This is a genomic window from Acanthopleuribacter pedis, assembly GCF_017377855.1.
GTDB classification, from domain to species: Bacteria; Acidobacteriota; Holophagae; order Acanthopleuribacterales; family Acanthopleuribacteraceae; genus Acanthopleuribacter; species Acanthopleuribacter pedis.
On record NZ_JAFREP010000027.1, the window covers coordinates 12894 to 33001 of the forward strand.

Here is a 20108-nt window from a genome sequence, read left to right on the forward strand (position 1 = left end):
CACCCCCTTTCCCCACGGACCGGTTTAATCGGGGTTGGGGGTGAACTTGCCCGTGATCAGGCGTGCCCCGCGTTTTCGGGTGAAGTAGTTCCAGCCCCACTGCATCGACACCACCATTTTGTTGCCGAACTCAATCAGAAAATGGATGTGAATAAAGGCCCAAATCATCCAAGCGGGAAAACCGCTCAGCTTTAAGTTGGCGATTTGGGCAATGGCCGCGTTGCGTCCGATCACCGCCATCGACCCTTTGTCGAAATAGCGGAACGGCGCCGGTTCCTTGCCCGCCAGTCGGGCGGCCACGGCTTTGGCCGCATATTTGCCCATCTGCATCGCGGCGGGCGCAACACCCGGTACCAGGTTGCCGTTTTTTTGTTCGATATGGGCCAGATCACCCAATACATATATATAAGGATGGCCGGGGATGGTGAGTTCGGGGGTGACCTTGATGCGGCCGGCCCGATCCGTTTCGGCACCGGTCTGTTCGGCCACGCGCCGTCCGAACGCGGTCGCTTTCACACCGGCCGCCCACAACACCGTACCTGCAGCCAGGGATTCCGGCTCACCGTCACCCCGTTGCAAGGTAATGGTGTTGCTGCTGATATCGGTCACGCGCGTGCCACTCATCACGGTCACGCCCAGCTTCTCCAAGGCGCGCTGGGCCTTGGCGCTGAGCACCGGTGCATAAGGCGGCAACACACGATCGCTCCCTTCAACCAGGATCACCTCGGCGTCGGCGGGATCGATGGTTCGGAAATTCCGGCGCATGGTGTAGTGTGCCAGTTCGCCGAGGGCGCCGGCCAGCTCGACACCGGTCGGCCCGGCGCCGACAATCACAAAACGCAGCAGGTACTTGCGGCGTTCCGGGTCCTCGGTGCGCTCCGCTTCTTCAAAAGCGGACAAAATGCGACGGCGCACTTCCAGCGCGTCTTCGATGGTTTTCAGCCCGGGCGCCGCGTCACTCCAGTGTTCGTTACCGAAATATTGGTGGCGCACCCCGGTGGCGAGGAGTAGGTAATCGAAGGAAAGCTCACCGCCCTCCCGCAGAACCACCCGTTTTTGGTCGGGCAACACATCCACGACTTTGTCTTGGATGACATGGGCGCGCGGATTGCCTTTGAGCACGGCCCGCAACGGGTAAGCGATATCGCCGGGTGAAAGGCCGCCGGTGGCGACTTGGTACAGCAGGGGTTGGAAAAGGTGAAAATTGCGTCGATCAATCAGGGTTATGCGAAGATTCGTGTTTTTCAGATGTTTCGCGGCATAAAGTCCCGCAAAACCGCCACCAACAATGACCAAGTGTTTCTGCGCAGGGTCAACCAAGGGCGCCTCCAGCCGGCAAAGTGAGAACCCCCCTATTCTAGCGAAATTGTCACATTACGGTGAAAAAGGCAGGAAAACCCCAGGTAACCGATTTCGTCTATACTTTTGGATGGAACCTAAGAAGCGCGATAACTCGCGGTGATTTTCGCGCTTCTTAAGTGAAAACCCACGAGGAGGTCGCCATGGACGATCAGGCGATTTTGGATTTTTGGTTCGGACCCTGTGATGAAGCGGGATGGCCCGCGCCGGAACAGGCCAAATTATGGTGGAGCAGCGGCGCGGAGACGGACGAAACGATTCGCGCCCAATTCGGAACAGCGGTGGAAGAAGCGATGGCGGGCACCCGTCCGGTGGCGGACACGGCGGAATCTCACCTGGCCACGATCATTTTGCTGGACCAGTTCACCCGCAACATCTACCGCGGCACAGCGCAGGCCTTCGCGGCGGACAACCGCGCCCTGGCTCTGGCCCGTCAGGCGGTGGAACGGGGTTACGATCAGCAGATGAGCCCCGTACACCGAACTTTTTTCTACATGCCGCTGGAACACGCCGAGTCACAGGAAGCCCAACGGGACTCGCTGGCATTGTTCAACAAATTGCGCCGCGAACAAACGGACCACCCACGGGCGGCGGAGTTCAAAAATTTCTATGACTTCGCGGTACAACACGCGGAGATCATCGCGCGCTTCGGCCGGTATCCCCACCGCAACAAGGTACTGGGCCGCACCCCCAGCGAAGAAGAAGAAAGCTATTTGACGGGAGGGGGCGCTTCTTTCGGCCAGGGCTAACTCCCTTATTTTAAAGAGACAAAACACTGCTTCCTGCAAAGCCGGAGCGCTTCACAACACGATGTGAAGCGCTCCGGTTTTTCTTTGTTTAGGATTTTTTTTTGCGCCAAACTTGACACAGTGTCAACAGAGGTTTATATTAGCTTTACACCTCTTGACACGGTGTAAACTTAAAAGCTTGGAGGCTGTCATGAATGTTGTTGTTTTTGGTGCTACGGGTACGGTTGGTCGTGAAATTGTGAATCAGGTTTTGGCGCGCGGGCATCGCGTTACGGCTTTTTCACGCAACCCACAAAACATGGCCATGGATCACGAAGCGCTGTCCTTCGCCCAGGGCGATGTGCTCGATCCCAAAGCAGTCGCGGCCGCGGTCGCCGGTCACGATGCCGTTATCTGCGCCCTCGGCGCGGGCTTAAAAGGCGGGTTACGCGCACCGGGGACCAACAACATCATTGCGGCCATGCAGCGTCACAACATCCGTCGCCTGGTTTGTCTCTCCACCCTCGGCGTCGGTGACAGCAAGGTGCACCTCAATTTTTACTGGAAATACATTATGTTCGGTATGTTGCTGCGCAACGCTTTCGCCGACCACGTCGCCCAGGAAACCGCGGTGCAAAGCAGCGACCTTGATTGGACCCTGATTCGCCCAAGCGCCTACACCGACGGCCCCATGACCGGCCGCTACCAACATGGCTTCGACAGCACCAAACGCCGCCTCAACCTGCAAATCTCCCGCGCCGACGTGGCCCACTTCACCCTGGAAACCTTGGAACAACAAACCTACATCGGCCAAACGCCGGCGGTGTCTTTTTGAGGCGACTTTTCATCCAAGAAGCGAGATCATTCGCGCCTTTTCGGGTTAATAAAGCAGCAGCCCTTCCAGATCGAGCAGGGTCGTCAAACCCTGCTCGGGAAATTGATCTAAAATTTGGCCCACCAACGGGGTGTCGTGATCAAAAGCGCGCATAAATCCCTGGACCATGTCCACAAAGGCCAAGTCACAGGCTGCTTGCGCCTCGGCCTCGTCGGCGACGGTCGCGGCGGCCTCGAAACGCGGGTGGTTAAAACTCAAAAAGCGCAGGCATGCATAATAGAGCGCGTACTTAAGCCAAAGGCGCAACAACCCGGCCTCGTCGGAATACAACTTTTGCGTCCAAAAATTAAGCGTAAAACGGCCCAACATCTCGGTTAACCTCTCGCCAAAACGAGCCTGAACCTTTTCTCGCCGTTCCAACAGCAAATCGGTCAAATGGCCCAACTGGAGCGGTACAAACGGGACGCGCGCGGCATAAAACACTTCTAAATTCGGCAAACGATCCATGGTTTCTTGGGCAATGACGCGAAACCGCGGGCTGCGTTGCTGCTTAACGCCCTTCAGCAACATCCCGCCCACAAAGGCCATGGCGGCTCCGCTGATTTCGTTGCGCGCCCGAAACGCGCTCACCCGCGGCACAATGCGGTTGGGATCGGCATGACGACCCACGCAGGCATCCAGTTGTTCGGCCGGGTTCTCGGTGATACCGGCGTGGTAAAACGGCTGAATCTCCGCGGCCAGGTCCAGCGCCAACAATGCAAAGTCGGCCGCCCGTAACTCCTTTTGCGCCAACAGCCATTTAAGATAACCATTCACGGCGGGAAAAAAGTACTGGTACCAATTCTCTTTGCCCGGTTCTTGGGTACTGGTCTCCAACCCAGGCGGAAGCTGGTCGCGTTCGATCCCCACCGGAACCATGCCGTCCTCACTCAGCAGACACAAACGCGCCATTTCCGGGCACGAAAGCGAACCACTCAGAAAATCGCCGGCGCCGCCCTCCACCATGTACCGGGGATAAGTGGCACAAACGCCAGGCAGAAAAGCCTCGCCCAAATCGCGGTGAATCGCACACCAGCCATCCTCCAAAAAAGGGCAAAACCCGTCCCCTTTCATTTTGAGAAAAGCAAAACCCTCGTCCTTGACAACCTGGGGAGTGCCCTCGGGGTAATTCATCACCTCGAAGCAGGGGTTCCCACGATGGGTGTCGCCATAATGACCGTGCAAGGTCGCGTACTCGCCTTGGGGTACATTGATACGCCAACCAAAACAACAGGTTTCGGGACAGTCCGCCCCACTGCATTTGAACTGTTGTGCATACCGAAATCCGGTCGTGGGTTTAGTCATGCCGTTGCTCCCATCATCCTGATATTAAGAAGTATCGACGCCGCGCCGGATCGCGTAACCGGTTTTTAAGCTAAGAAACGCGATAACTCGCGGTGATTTTCGCGCCTCTTAGGTTGGAGCCAAAGCTCCAATCAAAAAAAGCGGCCCGAGGGCCGCTTCGTGGAATCGTTTCTAATAGGATGACACGTTACTAGGGCTGCATCCAGTTTACCTGGAGGGTGAAGGTTTTGCTGCTGGAGCGGTAGTTGTAAACCCGAATGGTGTAAGTCCCGGTAACACCGTTGGTGTTGTAGCTCAGGTTTTCAGGATTGGCGCTGGTTTCGGCCGAGGCCACCTGGTTGCCGTTGGGGTCGAGCAAGAAGATGTCGATGTCGCCGGAACCGCTCCAGGAGGCCGACAGGTCGATGGTGCCGCCCGCGACGTCGATGGTGTAGTTGTTGGAAGCGCGACCGGCGAGGGTCGGGCTCACGGAACCGCTGGTGGCGCTGCCGGAACCGGAGTCGCCGCCGCCTGAGTCGCCGCCGCCGCTGGGTGCGTCGTAGGATACGGTCAGGGTCATGCCGGCGTAGGCGCGGTAGGCGTTGATCAAGACATAATAGCGACCGGTTTGCGGGCTCGCCACGCTCAGGCTCTCGCCGTTACCCGATGCCCAAGAGCGACCGCCGTAGTTGCCGGTAGTCGGTTCGCTACCGTAGCGGTAGTAGAGGTCGGCATCGCCGCTGCCACCATGGGTCACGAAGCTCAGGTTGCTCGCGCCGGCGGGAACATCAATGAAGAAGACGCTTTGTTCACCCTCAGCACCGCTCAGATTGTTAACAGGGGTGCCGTTGGTCAGTTCGCCGTTGGAAGCACCGCCGCCGGAACCTCCGCCACTGGGTTCGGTCACGGTCACGGATGCCGAGGCGCTGTCGCTCGCACCATCGTTGTCGGTTACGGTTAAGGTAACGGTGTAGGTACCGGCACTTGCGTAGGTGTGGGAAGGGTTGGCCGAGGTCGCGCTGTTGCCATCACCAAAGGTCCAGGCGTAACTCGCGATGGAACCGTCGCTGTCGCTTGCGTTGTTGGTGAAGCTCACGCTCAAATCACTCACTTGGCTGCTAAAAGCGGCGGTGGGCGCTTGGTTAGAGGGCGTGGTGGAAGCGGTCATGGTGGTGCCCGCGGCGGAGAAGTCGTACAAGGCGAAACCGGTAGAGCTGCCGTCGTAGTAACGCGCGCTGGGATCCGTGCTGTCGGTCCAGGCCGAGGCGGTGGCGGCGGAAAACAGGTGCGTCGCGTGGCCGCCGGAACCGCCGTTCGTCAACAAGGAACCGGCAATTTGGGAGGCTTCAACCACGGTCACACCTTGGCGGGTGTTGGCGGAACTGTTGATGTCGTTGCGACCTTCGGTTCCCATGGTGGTGTCGACGTGTTGGATCAGAACACCGCCGTCCCAGGTGCCGCCGTTGATGGTCAGGGTCAAGGTTTTGCCGTTCAGGGTCTGGCCGTCGGCACGGGAGACACCGGTGGCTGGTACGAAGTCGGTGTCGCTCGCGGCGCCCAGGGTGCCGCCGACAATGCCTTCCGCGGTAGCGCTTTGGTACACAATGGCGCCGATTGCACCGGCCGCTTTGGCGTTTTTCACTTTGTCGGAGAAAGAGATCTCACCGCGTTCGATCAGCGCGATGTAGTTGGAAGCAGCGGGGAAGTCACCAACGCGGCCCAAGCCGGAATCGCGAACCACGGCGGTAACGGTGCCGGTGGGCGAATAGGTCATGGCCTGCGATTCGATGGTGGTGGAACCCTCGGTCAAGGTGCTCAGGGTGGCGGAGAGACGTGGAATCATGCCGCGGTCCCAACCAACAGGGGCGCGGTTCTCGGCCAAAAAGTATTCGTAGGAGCGGTTGGTTTCGAAAAGAACAGGCGTGTTGCGGTCAGTCAAAGCGGCTTCAAAAGTGTTGGTACCGGAAACGGGTTGGCGAGGAAGCGACCAGCCCAAGATGTAACGGCTCCACGCATCCATATTGGTCGGCGTGGTACCCCCGGCTTCTCCTGGCTCGGAACCCCAAGAACCGGAGGCCATTAGGGAAAAGATGCCCATGGCGGCGTTTTGGCTGTTGATGTCGTAGAGGTCGGGCAAGCCGCACATCAAGTGACCCAGCTCGTGGGTGATCACACCCATGGTGTGTTGGCTGCCGTCATCGGCCAATTCGCCGTTCAGAGCCCAACTGGGCAGTTGTACGGAACCCGCCATGACGTCACCGGCACGCCAAGCGCTCCATTTGTGGCCCCAAACGTTGGGTTCGTTGGCGGAGGAAGCCGCATCGTAACCGGCAACGATGAAGTAAATAACGGCTTCGTCGAGGGTCAAACTTCCGTCGCCGCTGGTGTCGAGCGCGGCGAAATCAACGTGGCCGGAAGCCTCGGCAAGGGCTGCGTTGATCCAGGCGGTTTCTTTGGCGTACTTTTCGGAAGTGCTCAGGTTTGCACGGCCGGTGTTGGGGTGTTCGACATTAATCGATACGGTCAAGATGCCGTTGGCCTCGCCGTTGTTGGTGTGGGGCACGCCCTGCATTTGGATCAAACCAAAAGAGTTGTCTTTGTAATAGTTGGCCACGGTTTTGGCGCCGGCGGTTTCGTCAAAGATCATGGAATCCCAAGCATCGGCGGTGGTGGTCAAGGCGCGGTCGGAGAAATTAACACGAATAAAAAGCAAATTGCGCGGCCCGGAAACCTGTTGCGGTTCGTATTTGTTGACCGCGTTTTTGTCACGGGCATAACCGTGATCGAGGCCGCGCGAGTATGCGGTGGGAAAATGCTGGGCGCGCAGGTCCTCGTAACTCTGGACGGGACGCACGTTCTTGGCAAGACCCTCGGGCGCTTGGCTGTCAAGCGATGCTTCAAAACCGGAGGGAACCAGTTGGCCGGCGCGGTTCCGCACCGCGTATTCCCAGCGATGGTCATTGGCCGGGTTGCGTACCAGGGTGTAACCGTCTTTTTCTACGTAGTTGGCCCATTCGTCACCGACGATACGGACTTCAAATTCTTGGCCAGGTTCGCCGACGAGGACGGTGGTGCGGGGATTGGCAAGGCCGGCGAAAGCAGGCAGGGACAAAAGGAAAATAGCAGCGAAAAAAACAGTGTTCCACAGTGGAAAACGCATGAGCATAAGCGTCGTACTCCTCAAAAAGTTGAAAAAAGCGAGGTCCAGGCGTCGTCAAGACAAGGATGGACCAAAGATCAGCGGCACCAAAGGGCCGTGATACGTGATGAGAACCGGTCATGGGAAAACCCATGCCGTGATTCCCGCAACGGATTTGGGCGAGCAACCGAAAAACGTGTTGGGATGGGATGGCGACGCGATTGGCGAGCAACCAAAAGCGCGGTGGTAAAGCGGAAGGGGCGATGGTTGGTGGCGCGGGTTTAAAAGGCAAAACGTCTGAGACGAAAGATAATGAGAGACCCTGCGCGACCGGATGCGGTCTTCCGAATTTGTGTTGTTCGCCCTGGATGGGGCGAGAGCATTCACAGAATACGAATTTGCAAAAGGTTTGTAAAGCGCAAAATTTCAAGAAACATTCAACAAAAAAAATTTCACTCCGCAACATGGCAACACAAATCGTTCAAAACCAATCAATTAGAAAAACCAGACAAATCCCCGATAAAGTTGAGTTTTGTTTTTCTGTAAATTCGATGTATCTGACCGCGGGTTAACCCCCGAGGATTCAGCCACCGGCCCCCACCAAAGTTTTACTTGGAAAAAAAGTTGGACGCCCGCTATGATAATCGATTAATTCAGCGGAGCTAACCCCTCCCCCACAGCAACCAACCTCTTTCCAGCACTTTAAATGGAACTCCCGGTCTCACCGGCCCCCAAAGGATCGCCGCCCCCTTGATGAAACCCGAAGACAAAGCGCTGTTAAAAACCACGATTGAACGCGCGTTGGCCCACCTCCGCGACGAGGTTCAGGCCCTTGAGGAACAAACCGAACCGGTTGCACCGGATCGGGCCATCGGTCGTTTAACGCGCATGGACGCGATCCAAAGTAAAAACATAGCCGCGGCCCAACTGCGCAAGGCGCAATCGCGGGCGGCCCAACTGGAAAAAGCCCTCCATGCCCTAGCGAGCGACAGCTTCGGGATCTGTACCCGCTGCGGTCGCGCAATCCCGGTCAAACGTTTGTTGCTAGTTCCCGAAAGCACCACCCACGTTCGCTGCCCGCGACGTCGGGAATAAGGGAGCCGTCAAGCCCTCGCCGATTCATCGGTTTCTCATAGGGCGCTCACGTTACCTTTCCACAATGGGCGCGTCGTCATTCGCTCAAGACCCGCGTGCAGGAGCCCCTCCCCGCGACGGGCATGGGTCTACCCCCAACCCACTGTTATTGATCACGAGGTGAAACCGTGTCTCTTTCTTCAACGCACAACCGTCGCCTGACGGCGCACATCGCGGAAATCATCAGCCAGACGAACGGCATCGCCTTGGAAGATACGCTGGAACTGATGCTAAGCAGCGATTTGGCGGAAACCGATCCCGCCGCCCACGCCTGTCTGACCGACTTCCAAACCAAGTTACGCGGCTTCCATCACGGTGGCGGCGTCGAGTTGGCGGACCTGCTCAACCACGAATTCGCCCACTCGCTTTATGCCTTCTTCCGCGCCTTCCCCCTTCCCTACCGCGAGGAGCACATCCACCTAACGGGCAGCCTGGCCCCGGAATTCATTTTCCCGCGCATTCGCGCCATGCTCGACGGTCCCGCAGGCGACATCGTCGCGGCCAAGATCGAGGCGGTTTACGGACCGGGCACGGCCGACATTCAATCGGTGGAAGACGTGCGCAACCTGATTGTGCTCAAAGACGACGAACGCTTTGACCGCTACCTGCAAATTCTGATGCTGCCCAAGCTCATCCTGACCGACCGCCAGGCCCATAGCGACGCGGCCTACCACATGGCCTCGGAGCTGTTCCACAAATACAACGTGGGCAACATCCGACTCAAGTTCACCCTTTCGCGCGCCACCGCGGACAAAAGCGAGACGATCCCCGGTATTGAAGCGCTGACCCCGGAAGACGTGGCGCTCGGCCTTTACGACGGCTTTGCCCGCTTCCAAAAAGAACATCCGGTTTTCGAGTTCATCCTTTCCCCCTGCTTCCGCAAAGAGGCCGACTTCTACGACCATACGCGGTTCGACAGCAAGGAAGCATCGGTCCTCGACCAAATCAACACGATCCTAGAACTCAACGAGAAATACCCGTTTCTGGCCAAACACTTGCGCGAGGTGGACACGGTCGGCAACGAACGCGACTTTTTCCGCAAAGCCCATTTCAAAGCCATGCATCAGGGCTTCCGCAAATTGCAGTACTACGGCTTCCAAATTCGCAGCCACCACGGCGAGACCTGGAAAAATCTGCGCTGCGGTATTCAGGCCGTCGACAACGCGATGAACATTTGGCACATCAACACGCTCGAACACGGGCTCAGCCTGGGCATTAACCCCAACTTCTACTTCCACTCCATGTACCAGCGCGTACTCAAGTGGAACCGCGCCGGGGAAGCCATTCGCAAAGGCAGCATTGAGCACAACGAAATTATGGACATGCAGTGGCATGAAAACGACGCGGTTCGCGACAAACTCATCGCGGGCACGCCCCTCACGGAAGCGGAAGTGCGTCTGTTCACCAAAGCCAAGTTTCACACGGCCCGCGAAATCGAGCACTACCAGCACGACGTGCTCAACCGCATGATCCACAAAAAGGTCTCGTTGATGTCGCTGCCCAGCTCCAACTACAAACTCACGATCTGCATTGACGACTACAAAGACCACCCCTTCTCGTGGTGGGAGAAAAAAGGCGTCAAACTGGGCGTGGGTACCGACAACTACATCACCCTCAACACGGATTATTTGCAGGAGATGCTGATCCTGCTGTTTACCGACCCCAACGGCCTGAAAATCACCAAGTTGTTAATGATCACCTCGGGTGAGACGCGCCGTCCCTACATCAGCTCATTGTTTTGGAAAATGAACAACAAGGAACTGTGGCTCTCCGAGTAAGGTTGATTTCGGCGTAGCCCTTCATGCTGTTCCGCCCCGTGTTTGTGCCTGTGCCTCGCGAGCACGGGCGCATGGCTTCAGCTGCTTGATGAAACCGGGTAAATCACCCCAACGCGGGCGCCACCCGCGTTTGTTTTTGTTGCTCTCGGGGTTTGAGTTGCAGTTGCGCCCCAACGGCTCGCGTACCGGAATGTGAGGCTTTCTCGCTGATTTTGTAGCTGTTAACGATTTTTTTCGAAGGATTTGCAAACGCAGCCGACACCAAACCAAGGTAAGCCGACCGTGCCGGCCCCATAGCGGTGGCGTCTGCCCTCTGGAATTTTTTATAGCTACAGCCAATCAGTCGTGACACCCACCCCATGAAAACCCTCGGGATCCATTACCTCGCCGAGGTTTACCCGGAATCACCTCTTCAACGAGATGATTCGTGGGCATGGGTCTGCTTGTCCAAAATCCATGGCGATATTCCGATCGACCCACCCTCGGCCCGACACGCGCACACCGTCGATCACTGGTACAACACAATCCATTCCCGTCCTAAGGAGTTCGTTATGACATCCACATTCCAATTCGTGGGTCTTGGAAAACCAGTTTCCGCAAAAAACCCTCTGCTCGTCCTCCTGATTCTTTGCATGTCTTGCCCGTGGGCCTTAGCGTCTGAAACGCGCGCCGCCTTCCCCCATTTCACCCAACGTGACCAACTCTGGAACACCAAACTGGTCTTGAGCAACCTCTCGTTATCCGTAGCCCAATTTCAGTTGACCTTTTATTCCGAGGAGGGTGAATCGGTCCTGGTCACCACCCGCGAGCTGGGCGGCTCCGCCACCAAAATCCTCGACATCGGCGCGGATTTTCCCCAGTTAAGCATCGACCGCGGCTGGGTCGCCGTTGAGAGTACGACCGTCCATTTTAACGGAATGATGACCTTTACCTACCTTCCCACCGGGGCAACCACCAGCTTGCCGTTGGACAAAAGCGAAGACCGCAACCTTCACCTGCCGCTGGTCCGTCACGGCCACCAAATTGAATCCGGCTTCGCCCTCGTCAACCGATCCGACCGCTACGCGATGGTGCAATTTAGCCTGGTCGACATCCAAACCAACACCCGTGAGATTCGTGTTCAGGTGCTGCCGCCCCACGGTAAACGTGTCAGCATGATCGAAACCCTGTTCGACAAGGCACCACCCGCGAGCGCCCGCATGGAAGTCAAATGCTCCCAAGGTGTCACCGGCTTCGGCCTGAGTTTTTTACAAGACGTCCAACAGATTGTGGCGATTCCCGCTTTGGCCTTTGAACCCGTTGATCCGAAAGCCGAACTGCAACGCGATTTAGAAACCCTGCTGCAACAGCAGCCAGGCGGCATTTCGATTACCCTTCAACACGGCGAGCAGCTTCCGGTACGTTTCGCGGCGGGCCTGGCCGACATGGACACCCAAGAGGCTTATACGCCGGACCATGTGGGTTCCATCGGAAGTACCACCAAAACGATGGTCGCCACGGCGTTTCTCCAATTGGTCGAACAAAACAAGGCACTACTGGACCAACCGCTGAGTAGCGTTTTCCCTGATTACCCCAAAGCCGACCAGGTGACCATGCGCATGCTGCTCAACCACACCTCGGGTATACCGGCCTACGACGGAGACACGCTCATCCAGGATCTTTTGGCCAACCCCGCCCGCGTTTGGAACCCCGAGGAACTTTTGGCCTATTCGCTAAATCTCCCCTACGCCTTTGAGCCGGGGCAGGATTTCGCCTACACCAATACCAACTACTTGCTGCTCGGTATGATTCTGGAGCGGCTTACCGGTGACAGCTTGGCACAAGTACTGCGCAACCAAATTTTTACACCGCTTGCAATGAATCAAACTTATCTGCGCGGATTCGAGTCACCCACGACACCCCACGCACAAGGCTACCTTTTTGATCCCGACAATGCGCTGGGCGCGACGCCCTTCATCAACGCACACCAAATGTTCCATGGTTCCTGCACCTTCGGCGATGCCGGTGTGGTCACGACCACGGGTGATATGGTTCGGTTCATGACCGCGCTGGTAGGCGGTGATCTTCTCTCCGAGAACATGATGGACGAAATGGTCACGCCCTCACCACACAGCGCCCGTTATGGGTTGGGCATCGCCTACGGCCTCTCTAGCTTGCCCGACGAGATCAGCTTGGGTCACAACGGGAGTTTTCTCTGGGGCAACGCCGATCTGAACTATTACCCTGACGAGGATCTAACCCTCGCCCTTCAGTACAATCTGTTTGGCATTGGCGCGGCGGGCCAGGCCCAAATCAGCGAAACGCAGGAAAGCGCCCTGGCATTGGCGCGGATCGCCTCGGCCAATTTAAAAGAGTAACCTTTTGCTCTGAAAACCCGAATCATCCGGCCTGCTTTTCCCACTCATTGAATTGCGGGCCGGATCAATCGAGGGCGACCTTGATCAGTTCCCAGCTTTCCTCACCGTCGTGGGGCACCAGTGCGCTTTTGCCGTCCGGGGTGACCGCCAGGGTTGATGCACCGTCAAAAGCGGTGGGGAACACTTTTTCCACGCCGCCTTGTGGATTCAACACAACCAGGTTTACCAGGCTCGATTCTTCGACACCGTCGCCACCGGTTTCGGCACGTAACAACAAAATCCGATCCTTGCCCCAGGCGACGGCACCCCTGGCCACAATGTCGGCATCAACGGTCATTTGGAAGTTCGTTTTGCCGTCCGGGGTTTTGGTGGTGATGGTTTTGGCATCCGGGGATTTGGGAAGAAACGGCACCTGGTAGCGGAAGGTTTTGGTTTCGCCCTGTTGGTAAACGGTCGCCTCGTTTTCGATACGGCTGAAATAAATCAAGGTCTCGCCAAGCCAGACGGGATAACCTTGGTTGAGGTTGATGCCCAAAAAAAATTCCTCGTGGGTTTTGGGTTCGCCGAATTGGGACAGCATCTTGCCCCGGCGATCCAGCAAAGTAAATCGTTTCGGAAGCGTATCGGTCATTTTCATATAGAGAAAGGTGGCCGAGGTACTGGTCAGCAGCAATTGATTGTTCGGCGCAGGGACAAGGTCACCAATGGCAAAGCCGGTCACCTTGGCGGTGCGCAGGTGCTTACCCTCGGTATCAAAAAAAATGATTTGCCTGCCGACGGGATCCGCGAGGGCAATTTCATCGTTGGCCAACACACACAAGCTGGTCGGGTTCTGGAACTCGCCGGGCCCCTGCCCCTTGGTACCGAACTGGCGCTTAAGCGACCTGTCGGCGTCAAAGACATAGATCCGCAAGTCGCGCGCGTCCAAGAGAACCAGCTCTTTTTGGGAAGTAAACGCGAGTGAATTAATACCCGCCACATCTTCCACGGGATAAGCAGACGGGCCGAAAAGGCATAGCGACAATAAGGTTAGAGACAACATAGGAAGGCTCCAATTACCGAAATAGGAGATAGGGTGCTCGTAGCCTAACGCATCAATCGGCCTTCTCGCAATGCGCTTAGCCCGCATTTCTCACGAGGATTCGTCGCGAGAAGCTGAAAGCCTTGTGAGTACGAAGATTACGACCAAGCCACGGCATAGGGGTCCGACCTTTCGGGGTCCGACCTTTCGGGGTCCGACCTCTCGGGGTCCGACCTTTCGGGGTCCGACCTTTCGGCGTAGCAGCTGAGGCGAAGGCGGCTCGACCGAGTAAGGCGGTAGGCCGCCCCGCGGATGGCAACCCCTCGTAATCGCATGGGTTGCCCCGTAGCAGAATTCCTTGTGAGAAATGCGGGTTAGCTGGAGAATTGCACGCGGCGCTCGATGCCGAGTTTCTTCATGCGGCTTTGCAGGGTGGAGGGTTTCATCGCCAGCAATTCGGCCGCGCCGCCCCCGCCATAAATTTTGCCGTCGACCTGCTCCAAAATCGCGATGATGTGGCGCCGCTGCACCTCGTCCAAGGTCATGGCGCCACCAATGTAGTCTGGCGCCGGCGCGACTGCCACGGCCGGGCTTGGGCTTTTCGTCAGCCCGGCCGTCCGGGCCGACAGGTCGAGGTCTTTGCAGGTGATCACCTGGCCCTGGGCCAAAATGACGGCGCGCTCCAAAACGTTACCCAACTCGCGAATATTACCCGGCCACGGGTAACGCACCAACTGGGCCAACACGTCGTCGGCCAGGTAGAGCCGACCTTTTCCCAGTCGTTTGGAAAGCCGTCGAAGCAGGGTTTCGCACAGGCTGGGCAAATCATCGAGGCGTTCGCGCAGTGGTGGCAGTTCGATGGGGAACACATTGAGGCGGTAATACAAATCTTCGCGGAAGGTTTTGGCCTCAATTGCCTTGAGCAGATCGACGTTGGTGGCGGCCACCACGCGCACATCGACCTTGATGGTGCGATCACCGCCGACGGGCTCGAAGGTCCCTTCCTGCAAGACACGCAACAGCTTGGCTTGCAGCGAAAGCGGCATTTCACCAATTTCGTCGAGAAACAAGGTGCCGCCGTTGGCCATGCGAAAGCGGCCGGGTCGGTCCTTGACGGCGCCGGTAAAGGCGCCGCGCACTACGCCGAACATCTCACTCTCGAGCAAGTTCTCGGGAATGGCGGCACAATTTATTTTGATCAACGGTTGACGGCGCCGCTCACCGGCGGCGTGGATTAAGGCGGCGACGCCTTCTTTACCGGTCCCGGTTTCACCGCGGATCAGTACGGGCGTGGGCGTGGCGGCAACCTGCTCAATGCGATGGGCGAGCATGCGCATGGCGGCGCTTTTGGAGGCCTTGGGCGTGAGCCAGTCGTCGCCGCCGGCATCCTCAACCAAGAGGCGTTCGCGTTCGCGGGCTTGCTGGACCAAGGTACGCAAGAGTTGACTCTGCTCAGCTTGGTACAGCGCCATGGCCAAAATTTGCGCAAAAATTTCCAAAAGTTGAACGGTGTGTTTGTCGTAGGTGCCGCACTGAGCGCGGTCAAAGGCGAGGATGCCCTGCGGTTGGACCCCGTGACACAAGGGAATCACCATACAGGCATGGCCGTGAGGCAGATCCAACACGCCGTCGAACAGGTCACCCTCCCCGTCGGCATGGTCGTGTTCTTCAAAGACACGCGGCCCGCAGGCGTTCAGAGCTTCCTGGATAGAGGGAAACTTGCTGAGGGCGACGGCGTGGCGGCGCACGCGATCATCGGCGAGCGAACCTTTGGCGGCACGCACCACCAGATGCTCGGATTCGAGCAACAACACCGTCACCAAATCCACCGGGGCCAGCCGCAAAATCCACTCGAGCCCAAAATTAAGAAAGGGCTCCAGGTCGTGGTCCTCGTCGGCGGCGAGGTGCATCATGCGTTGGAGATCTTTGGTGAGATCCTCGGTGTGGGTCATGCTGTTTCCTTTGCGGTCGATGATGGTGGGGGATGCCGGTGGGGCTTGGCTTGGGATCCTTTAATTCTCAGGATACCAGGATTTTTTCAGGATGACGGCGCGCGGCTTTTCCCTTTGCCCGCCCAGCAAATGTTGGGCTGGAGGGATCGCGCATGCGGATGAGGCCGTTACTTCGTTAAACGGGCTCTTCAGAACGGTAGGCTGTTCGCATGGGCCGCTCAGGTTCAATGGGAATGATTTCATCGCGATCTTTTTCATCCAGCCATCTAAAAGACAAACGAAGGGACGGCATCATCCGCGGCGTTACCCAACCAAAAAGGGCCGCCACGCAAAATCGCCCATCCTCATTCCATCCTAAAATCCTAGCTAAAAAACGGATACCAAACCACTGCTCGCAATCCCATCCAGACATAATCCGAAACAAAAAGAGGGGGAAACGCATGAATCGTTTCCCCCAAAAGAACGTCTAGCCCGCATTTCTCACAAGGATTCGTCGCGAGAAGCTGAAAGCCTTGTGAGTACGAAGATTACGACCGAGAGACGGCACAGGCGTAGCAGCGCTACGGCGAAGACGGCTCGACCGAGTAAGCGAAGTAATCGCATGGGTTTCGGCTTCGTAGCAGAATTCCTTGTGAGAAATGCGGGCTAAGGTGGTTTACGGGTTTTCCTCAATCGCGCGGATCCCTCGCGCTGATGAGGCGTGGATTAGCTTGGAATGCCCAGTGAAACCGAGGTGGCGCGGGTGATCGCGGCGATACGAACGGCCTCGTGAATCGCCTCTTCGCTCACACCGTGTTTTACCAACACGGCCTCATGGCTTTCCATGCACATGCCGCAGCCATTGACGGCGCTTACCGCCAGGCTGAACAGCTCGAAGGTGGTTTTTTCGGTCGCCGGCTTGCCGATCCGCTGCATGCGCAGACGGGCCGGCATGGTGCTGTAGGCTTCTTTGCCAACCAAGTGACGGAACCGATAATAGACATTGTTCATGCTCATCAAGGCGGCGGCGGCTTTGGCATCCTCAATGGTTGCCTCGTCCAGGACGTCACGGGCACGTCCCTCTTCCACCAACGCCTCAATCAGCTCGTTGTTGCTCTCGTTGTAGGCAATCGACAGGGCGACACCAAAAGTCACCTTGGCGTCCAAAATCTTGCCGTTAAAGATGTTCTTGAAGTTGACCTTAATGTCGCGCGCCGCCTCAGGCAAACGCGCGGCCAGCTCTTGAATGGCGGATGCGGTGGCGGTCGTCATTAAGCAACTCCCAAGGTGGCTTCACCTTTCTCCCAGTTACAGGGGCAGAGTTCGTCGGTTTGCAGGCCGTCCAACACACGCAACACCTCGTCAACGTTGCGACCGACGCTGAGGTCGTTCACGGACACCCAGCGGATGATCCCCTCGGGGTCGACGATGAAGGTTGCACGCAAGGCCACGCCTTCTTCCTTGTGCAGAATACCCAACGCCTGGCTCAGTTCCCGTTTGGTGTCGGCCACCATCGGGAAGTTCAAGTCGCGCAGATCGTCGTGGTCTTTGCGCCACGCCAAGTGGACGAAGTGGGTGTCGGTGGAAAGGCCCAGCACTTGGGTGTCGCGATCTTCGAAATCTTCGTTGCGACGGCTGAACTCGGCAATTTCGGTGGGGCAGATGAAGGTGAAATCCATCGGCCAGAAAAAGAGGACCTGCCATTTGCCGGCGTAGCTGTTTTGGGTAATATCAGAAAACTCTTGGCCTGGCTCCAGGCTGGTTACGGCTTTCAGGTTGAATTCGGGTAATGAGTCGCCAACAGTCAACATATCAATCCTCCAAGGATTCCAAAAAAATTTCTTGCCGCTGGGTGCGGCTTGCTTGGTGAACCCTTAGAGCAACGGCGATGCCAAAATCACAAACAACTCTTTTCAATAGACTTAACTAAAAAACCTCAATTTTTCCCATCACAACACCGAAATACCGGTGAACCAACCACCGATATCTCGGTATCTACCCAGTTTTACTTATCGTCCTCGTGTCTCAGCAACCATTGGTCGGGATCGACAACCATTTCACCCGCCGGCACCCGCTGCAACACCCCAACCCCACGGTTCACGGGAACCAATACACGGGTTCCCGCCTCATCCGGCAACTGGACCGGAACGGGTAAATTGAAGTCGGGATGATGCCAACGCAAGGTCACGGTTGAACCCTCGCGGGTCACGTCCAACCGGGGCAAGGCGGCATGGCGCAGGTAGTGGTCAAAAAACCAGCCGAGTTCGAGTCCGGTTTCCTCGGCGACCAAGGCCCGGAACGCCGCGGTCGAAGCGGCACCCGGCTGTTGAAGGGTGGGTTCGTTGACCCAGCGATAGAGAATCGCATCCAGTTTGGGTTCGCCGATGATACGCGCCAAGGTGCGCAGCACCAGCGCGGCCTTGGTGTAGATGTCGTTGTGGAAGGCCTCGTTGATGGTCGGCATGGTCGCGGGGAACAACGGCACCTCGCCGCTCACCTGGGCCCGTTGCATTTCATAAAAAGACGCGGCGCGCGCCGGCCCGAACTGCTCCGCGAGGTAGAGGCCGGTGATGTAGGTGGTAATGCCTTCTTGTAGCCAAAGGTCGCGCGGGGTCGCCGCGGTGACGCGGTTGCCAAACCACTCGTGTCCCAATTCATGGAACAAGATCTCGTCAAAGCCGTTGTCAAATTGAAACCCGTTACCGTAGGCGTTGATGGTTTGGTGCTCCATGCCTAAAAACGGGGTGTGCACCACCGCCAGCTTTTCGCCTTGCCAGGGGTAAGGCCCGTAACGCGCACTTAAGAAACCGACATACTTTTCCAGTTCCGCGAAGAGCAGGTTGCGTTGGCGGGTATACACCGCCTCGTCCGGCATTGCCGCGGGCCTTTGCATCAAAGTGTACAAAATGACGGGTACATCCGGCAAAGCGGCAAAACCGCGTTGTTCCACGCGGTAGTCGGCCAGGTTGATGCTGATGTTGTGAGGGATGATCGGGTATTGGTGGCGCCAAATGTAGGTTTTGCGGCCGTCGTCCTCATCCTTGACGGCGACCAGGCGTCCGTTGGCGGCACAGAACAATGGCTTAGGCACATTGACGCGCAACTCAAGGGTATCGATTTTGTCGGAAAAATCGCCACTCACGGGCAGCCACATGGAAGCACCCTTGATCTGACACGCGAGCGATACCCAAGGCCGTCCCTTGCGATCCTTGGCCCAAACAAAACCACCCTGCCAGGGCGGGCGTTGTGCCACGGGTGGTGAGCCGCGATAGGTCACCGCAACCCGCACCAATCCGCGCCGCGGTTTGGGCCACAGCAAATGGAGCAGGCCGTCGCGGTGTTCAAACGGCACCTTCTCACCGTCGGCCACCACGGATTTGACCTTCAACGCCTGGGTCAAATGAAGCACGGTGCGCGCTAAGTGGTGCTCGCCCAAATTGAGGTGCAGCAACGCGGTGGCGACAATGGCACGACGCTTGGGATACACGGCGACATCCAACTCGAGACGTCGCATATCGGGCGCGGGCGGCGCCCCGGGGTCCCGGCTCCAAACGACCGGGCAAGCCAGAAAGAGAAGGCTAAGAAAAACTCGCAATCGCCACGCTCTCATCATTGAAATACTCAAAGATCGAGAGGATCTGTGCGATGAACAGCAGGTTTTTGATTTTTTTGCTGATGTTGAGCAGCTTGAACTGCCCGCCGTGCTCTTGAACGTACTGCAAACCGGCGATCAACTCGCCAACCCCGGAACTGTCCATGTAGGTCACGCGCGCCATATTGAGCAGAATTTTCTTTTGGCCGCCGGCGATAAGGGCATGCAATGCCTCACGCAGCATGACGTCGCCGTCGCCGATGGTAATTTGACCTTCGATGTCGAGCAGGGTGACATCTTCGCTGGTGCGATGAAAAATCTTCATAAATGCAACTTCTTGGATGGATTTCGCGATGCAGGGATCAAGGGCGCTCGGGCAATCCTAGGACTCGTCTTGGTGACGTTTGACGAGGGTAACCTTGGTGCCTTTATCGGTATTGTATTCAACTCGGTCCATGAAACTTCGCATATAAAAAATACCGCGCCCACTGGTCTTGAGCAAGTTTTCCTTGCGGGTGGGGTCGGGAACCTCGTCAACAACAAACCCCTCTCCTTCATCTTGAATGATGATGCGGAACTCGCCGCCGTCGACTTGCAGGCCGAACAGCACCTTTTTGTTGGGGTCAAACTTGTTGCCGTGTTTAATGGCATTGTTGAGGGCTTCCTGGGTCGCCAACCAAATCCAGTACTGGCTGTCTTCGTCAAATCCCAACTGGTCACAGACCTTGTTGGTGATCGGTTGAATCATATCGAGGATCGCCAGCGAACTATTGAAGCGAATTTCTACCAGGGTAATCTCGCGGGGCAATTGCGTGGGTATCTCAGGCATGGATAATGTTCTCGATGGAGGAATTCGTGGTCAAACACCCGCGGCCGGTGCCGTAAAGAGCGCGGGAACGGCCGAATCCCCT

Annotated in this window: 17 protein-coding genes and 1 pseudogene; 7 read left to right on the plus strand and 11 right to left on the minus strand. The window is 57.1% G+C overall.

All coding sequences use genetic code 11. The features are described from left to right. Positions 1 to 24: 24 nt before the first annotated feature. On the minus strand, positions 25 to 1320 hold the full coding sequence (locus tag J3U88_RS24790; protein WP_207861691.1) for an NAD(P)/FAD-dependent oxidoreductase: 1296 nt from the start codon (positions 1318 to 1320) through the stop codon (positions 25 to 27). 182 nt (positions 1321 to 1502) lie between these two features. Between J3U88_RS24790 and J3U88_RS24795 the strand changes: the two genes are divergently transcribed. Both J3U88_RS24795 and J3U88_RS24800 read left to right on the plus strand, forming a co-directional pair. Further along, the gene (locus J3U88_RS24795; protein ID WP_207861692.1) at positions 1503 to 2108 is read left to right on the plus strand and encodes a DUF924 family protein; all 606 of its coding nucleotides are present in this window, start codon (positions 1503 to 1505) and stop codon (positions 2106 to 2108) included. 190 nt (positions 2109 to 2298) lie between these two features. Continuing rightward, positions 2299 to 2922, plus strand: coding sequence for an NAD(P)-dependent oxidoreductase (locus J3U88_RS24800; RefSeq protein ID WP_207861693.1), 624 nt, complete (start codon positions 2299 to 2301; stop codon positions 2920 to 2922). A gap of 45 nt (positions 2923 to 2967) precedes the next feature. Here the strand turns inward: J3U88_RS24800 and fliB are convergent, their stop codons facing one another. Together fliB and J3U88_RS24810 are read right to left on the minus strand one after the other, a co-directional pair. Further along, entirely contained in the window at positions 2968 to 4266 is a 1299-nt protein-coding gene (gene fliB, locus J3U88_RS24805; protein ID WP_207861694.1) for a flagellin lysine-N-methylase, read from the minus strand. Positions 4267 to 4456: 190 nt separating this feature from the next. Continuing rightward, the gene (locus J3U88_RS24810; RefSeq protein WP_207861695.1) at positions 4457 to 7411 is read right to left on the minus strand and encodes a M6 family metalloprotease domain-containing protein; all 2955 of its coding nucleotides are present in this window, start codon (positions 7409 to 7411) and stop codon (positions 4457 to 4459) included. A gap of 182 nt (positions 7412 to 7593) precedes the next feature. On the opposite strand from J3U88_RS24810, the gene J3U88_RS24815 reads away from it, so the two are divergent. From J3U88_RS24815 to J3U88_RS24830, 4 genes are all read left to right on the plus strand, one after another. After that, a complete protein-coding gene (locus J3U88_RS24815; RefSeq protein ID WP_207861696.1) occupies positions 7594 to 7956 on the plus strand; it encodes a hypothetical protein in 363 nt (120 codons plus the stop codon). A gap of 178 nt (positions 7957 to 8134) precedes the next feature. Continuing rightward, a complete protein-coding gene (locus tag J3U88_RS24820) occupies positions 8135 to 8479 on the plus strand; it encodes a TraR/DksA family transcriptional regulator (protein WP_207861697.1) in 345 nt (114 codons plus the stop codon). A 167-nt stretch (positions 8480 to 8646) separates the two neighbouring features. Continuing rightward, positions 8647 to 10296 (plus strand): amidohydrolase family protein, encoded by a 1650-nt coding sequence (locus J3U88_RS24825; protein WP_207861698.1) that lies wholly within the window; start codon positions 8647 to 8649, stop codon positions 10294 to 10296. 632 nt (positions 10297 to 10928) lie between these two features. Further along, positions 10929 to 12653 (plus strand): serine hydrolase domain-containing protein, encoded by a 1725-nt coding sequence (locus J3U88_RS24830; RefSeq protein WP_207861699.1) that lies wholly within the window; start codon positions 10929 to 10931, stop codon positions 12651 to 12653. Positions 12654 to 12717: 64 nt separating this feature from the next. Here the strand turns inward: J3U88_RS24830 and J3U88_RS24835 are convergent, their stop codons facing one another. After that, complete coding sequence (locus J3U88_RS24835) at positions 12718 to 13695, minus strand: 6-bladed beta-propeller (RefSeq protein WP_207861700.1); 978 nt, start codon at positions 13693 to 13695, stop codon at positions 12718 to 12720. A 168-nt stretch (positions 13696 to 13863) separates the two neighbouring features. Between J3U88_RS24835 and J3U88_RS35415 the strand changes: the two are divergent. Continuing rightward, positions 13864 to 13935 (plus strand): annotated as a pseudogene (locus tag J3U88_RS35415) (pentapeptide repeat-containing protein); the annotation flags it as partial. 113 nt (positions 13936 to 14048) lie between these two features. On the opposite strand, the gene J3U88_RS24845 reads toward J3U88_RS35415, so the two are convergent. The 7 genes from J3U88_RS24845 to J3U88_RS24875 all read right to left on the minus strand — a co-directional run bounded on the left by J3U88_RS24845 (position 14049) and on the right by J3U88_RS24875 (position 20026). After that, positions 14049 to 15626, minus strand: a complete 1578-nt coding sequence (locus J3U88_RS24845; RefSeq protein WP_207861701.1) for a sigma 54-interacting transcriptional regulator — start codon at positions 15624 to 15626, stop codon at positions 14049 to 14051. Between the two features lie 175 nt (positions 15627 to 15801). After that, positions 15802 to 16068 (minus strand): hypothetical protein, encoded by a 267-nt coding sequence (locus J3U88_RS24850; RefSeq protein WP_207861702.1) that lies wholly within the window; start codon positions 16066 to 16068, stop codon positions 15802 to 15804. A 263-nt stretch (positions 16069 to 16331) separates the two neighbouring features. Further along, positions 16332 to 16877 carry a carboxymuconolactone decarboxylase family protein gene (locus J3U88_RS24855; RefSeq protein WP_207861703.1) on the minus strand — a complete coding sequence of 182 codons (546 nt, stop codon included), beginning with the start codon at positions 16875 to 16877 and terminating at the stop codon, positions 16332 to 16334. After that, the gene (locus J3U88_RS24860; RefSeq protein ID WP_207861704.1) at positions 16877 to 17416 is read right to left on the minus strand and encodes a peroxiredoxin; all 540 of its coding nucleotides are present in this window, start codon (positions 17414 to 17416) and stop codon (positions 16877 to 16879) included. Before J3U88_RS24860 ends, J3U88_RS24855 begins: the two co-directional genes overlap by 1 nt. A gap of 194 nt (positions 17417 to 17610) precedes the next feature. Further along, positions 17611 to 19119: a M1 family metallopeptidase gene (locus tag J3U88_RS24865; RefSeq protein ID WP_207861705.1), complete on the minus strand. Its 1509-nt coding sequence runs from the start codon at positions 19117 to 19119 to the stop codon at positions 17611 to 17613. A gap of 64 nt (positions 19120 to 19183) precedes the next feature. Further along, positions 19184 to 19522, minus strand: a complete 339-nt coding sequence (locus J3U88_RS24870; RefSeq protein WP_207861706.1) for an STAS domain-containing protein — start codon at positions 19520 to 19522, stop codon at positions 19184 to 19186. 57 nt (positions 19523 to 19579) lie between these two features. Next, positions 19580 to 20026: an ATP-binding protein gene (locus J3U88_RS24875; protein ID WP_207861707.1), complete on the minus strand. Its 447-nt coding sequence runs from the start codon at positions 20024 to 20026 to the stop codon at positions 19580 to 19582. Between the last annotated feature and the right edge of the window lie 82 nt (positions 20027 to 20108).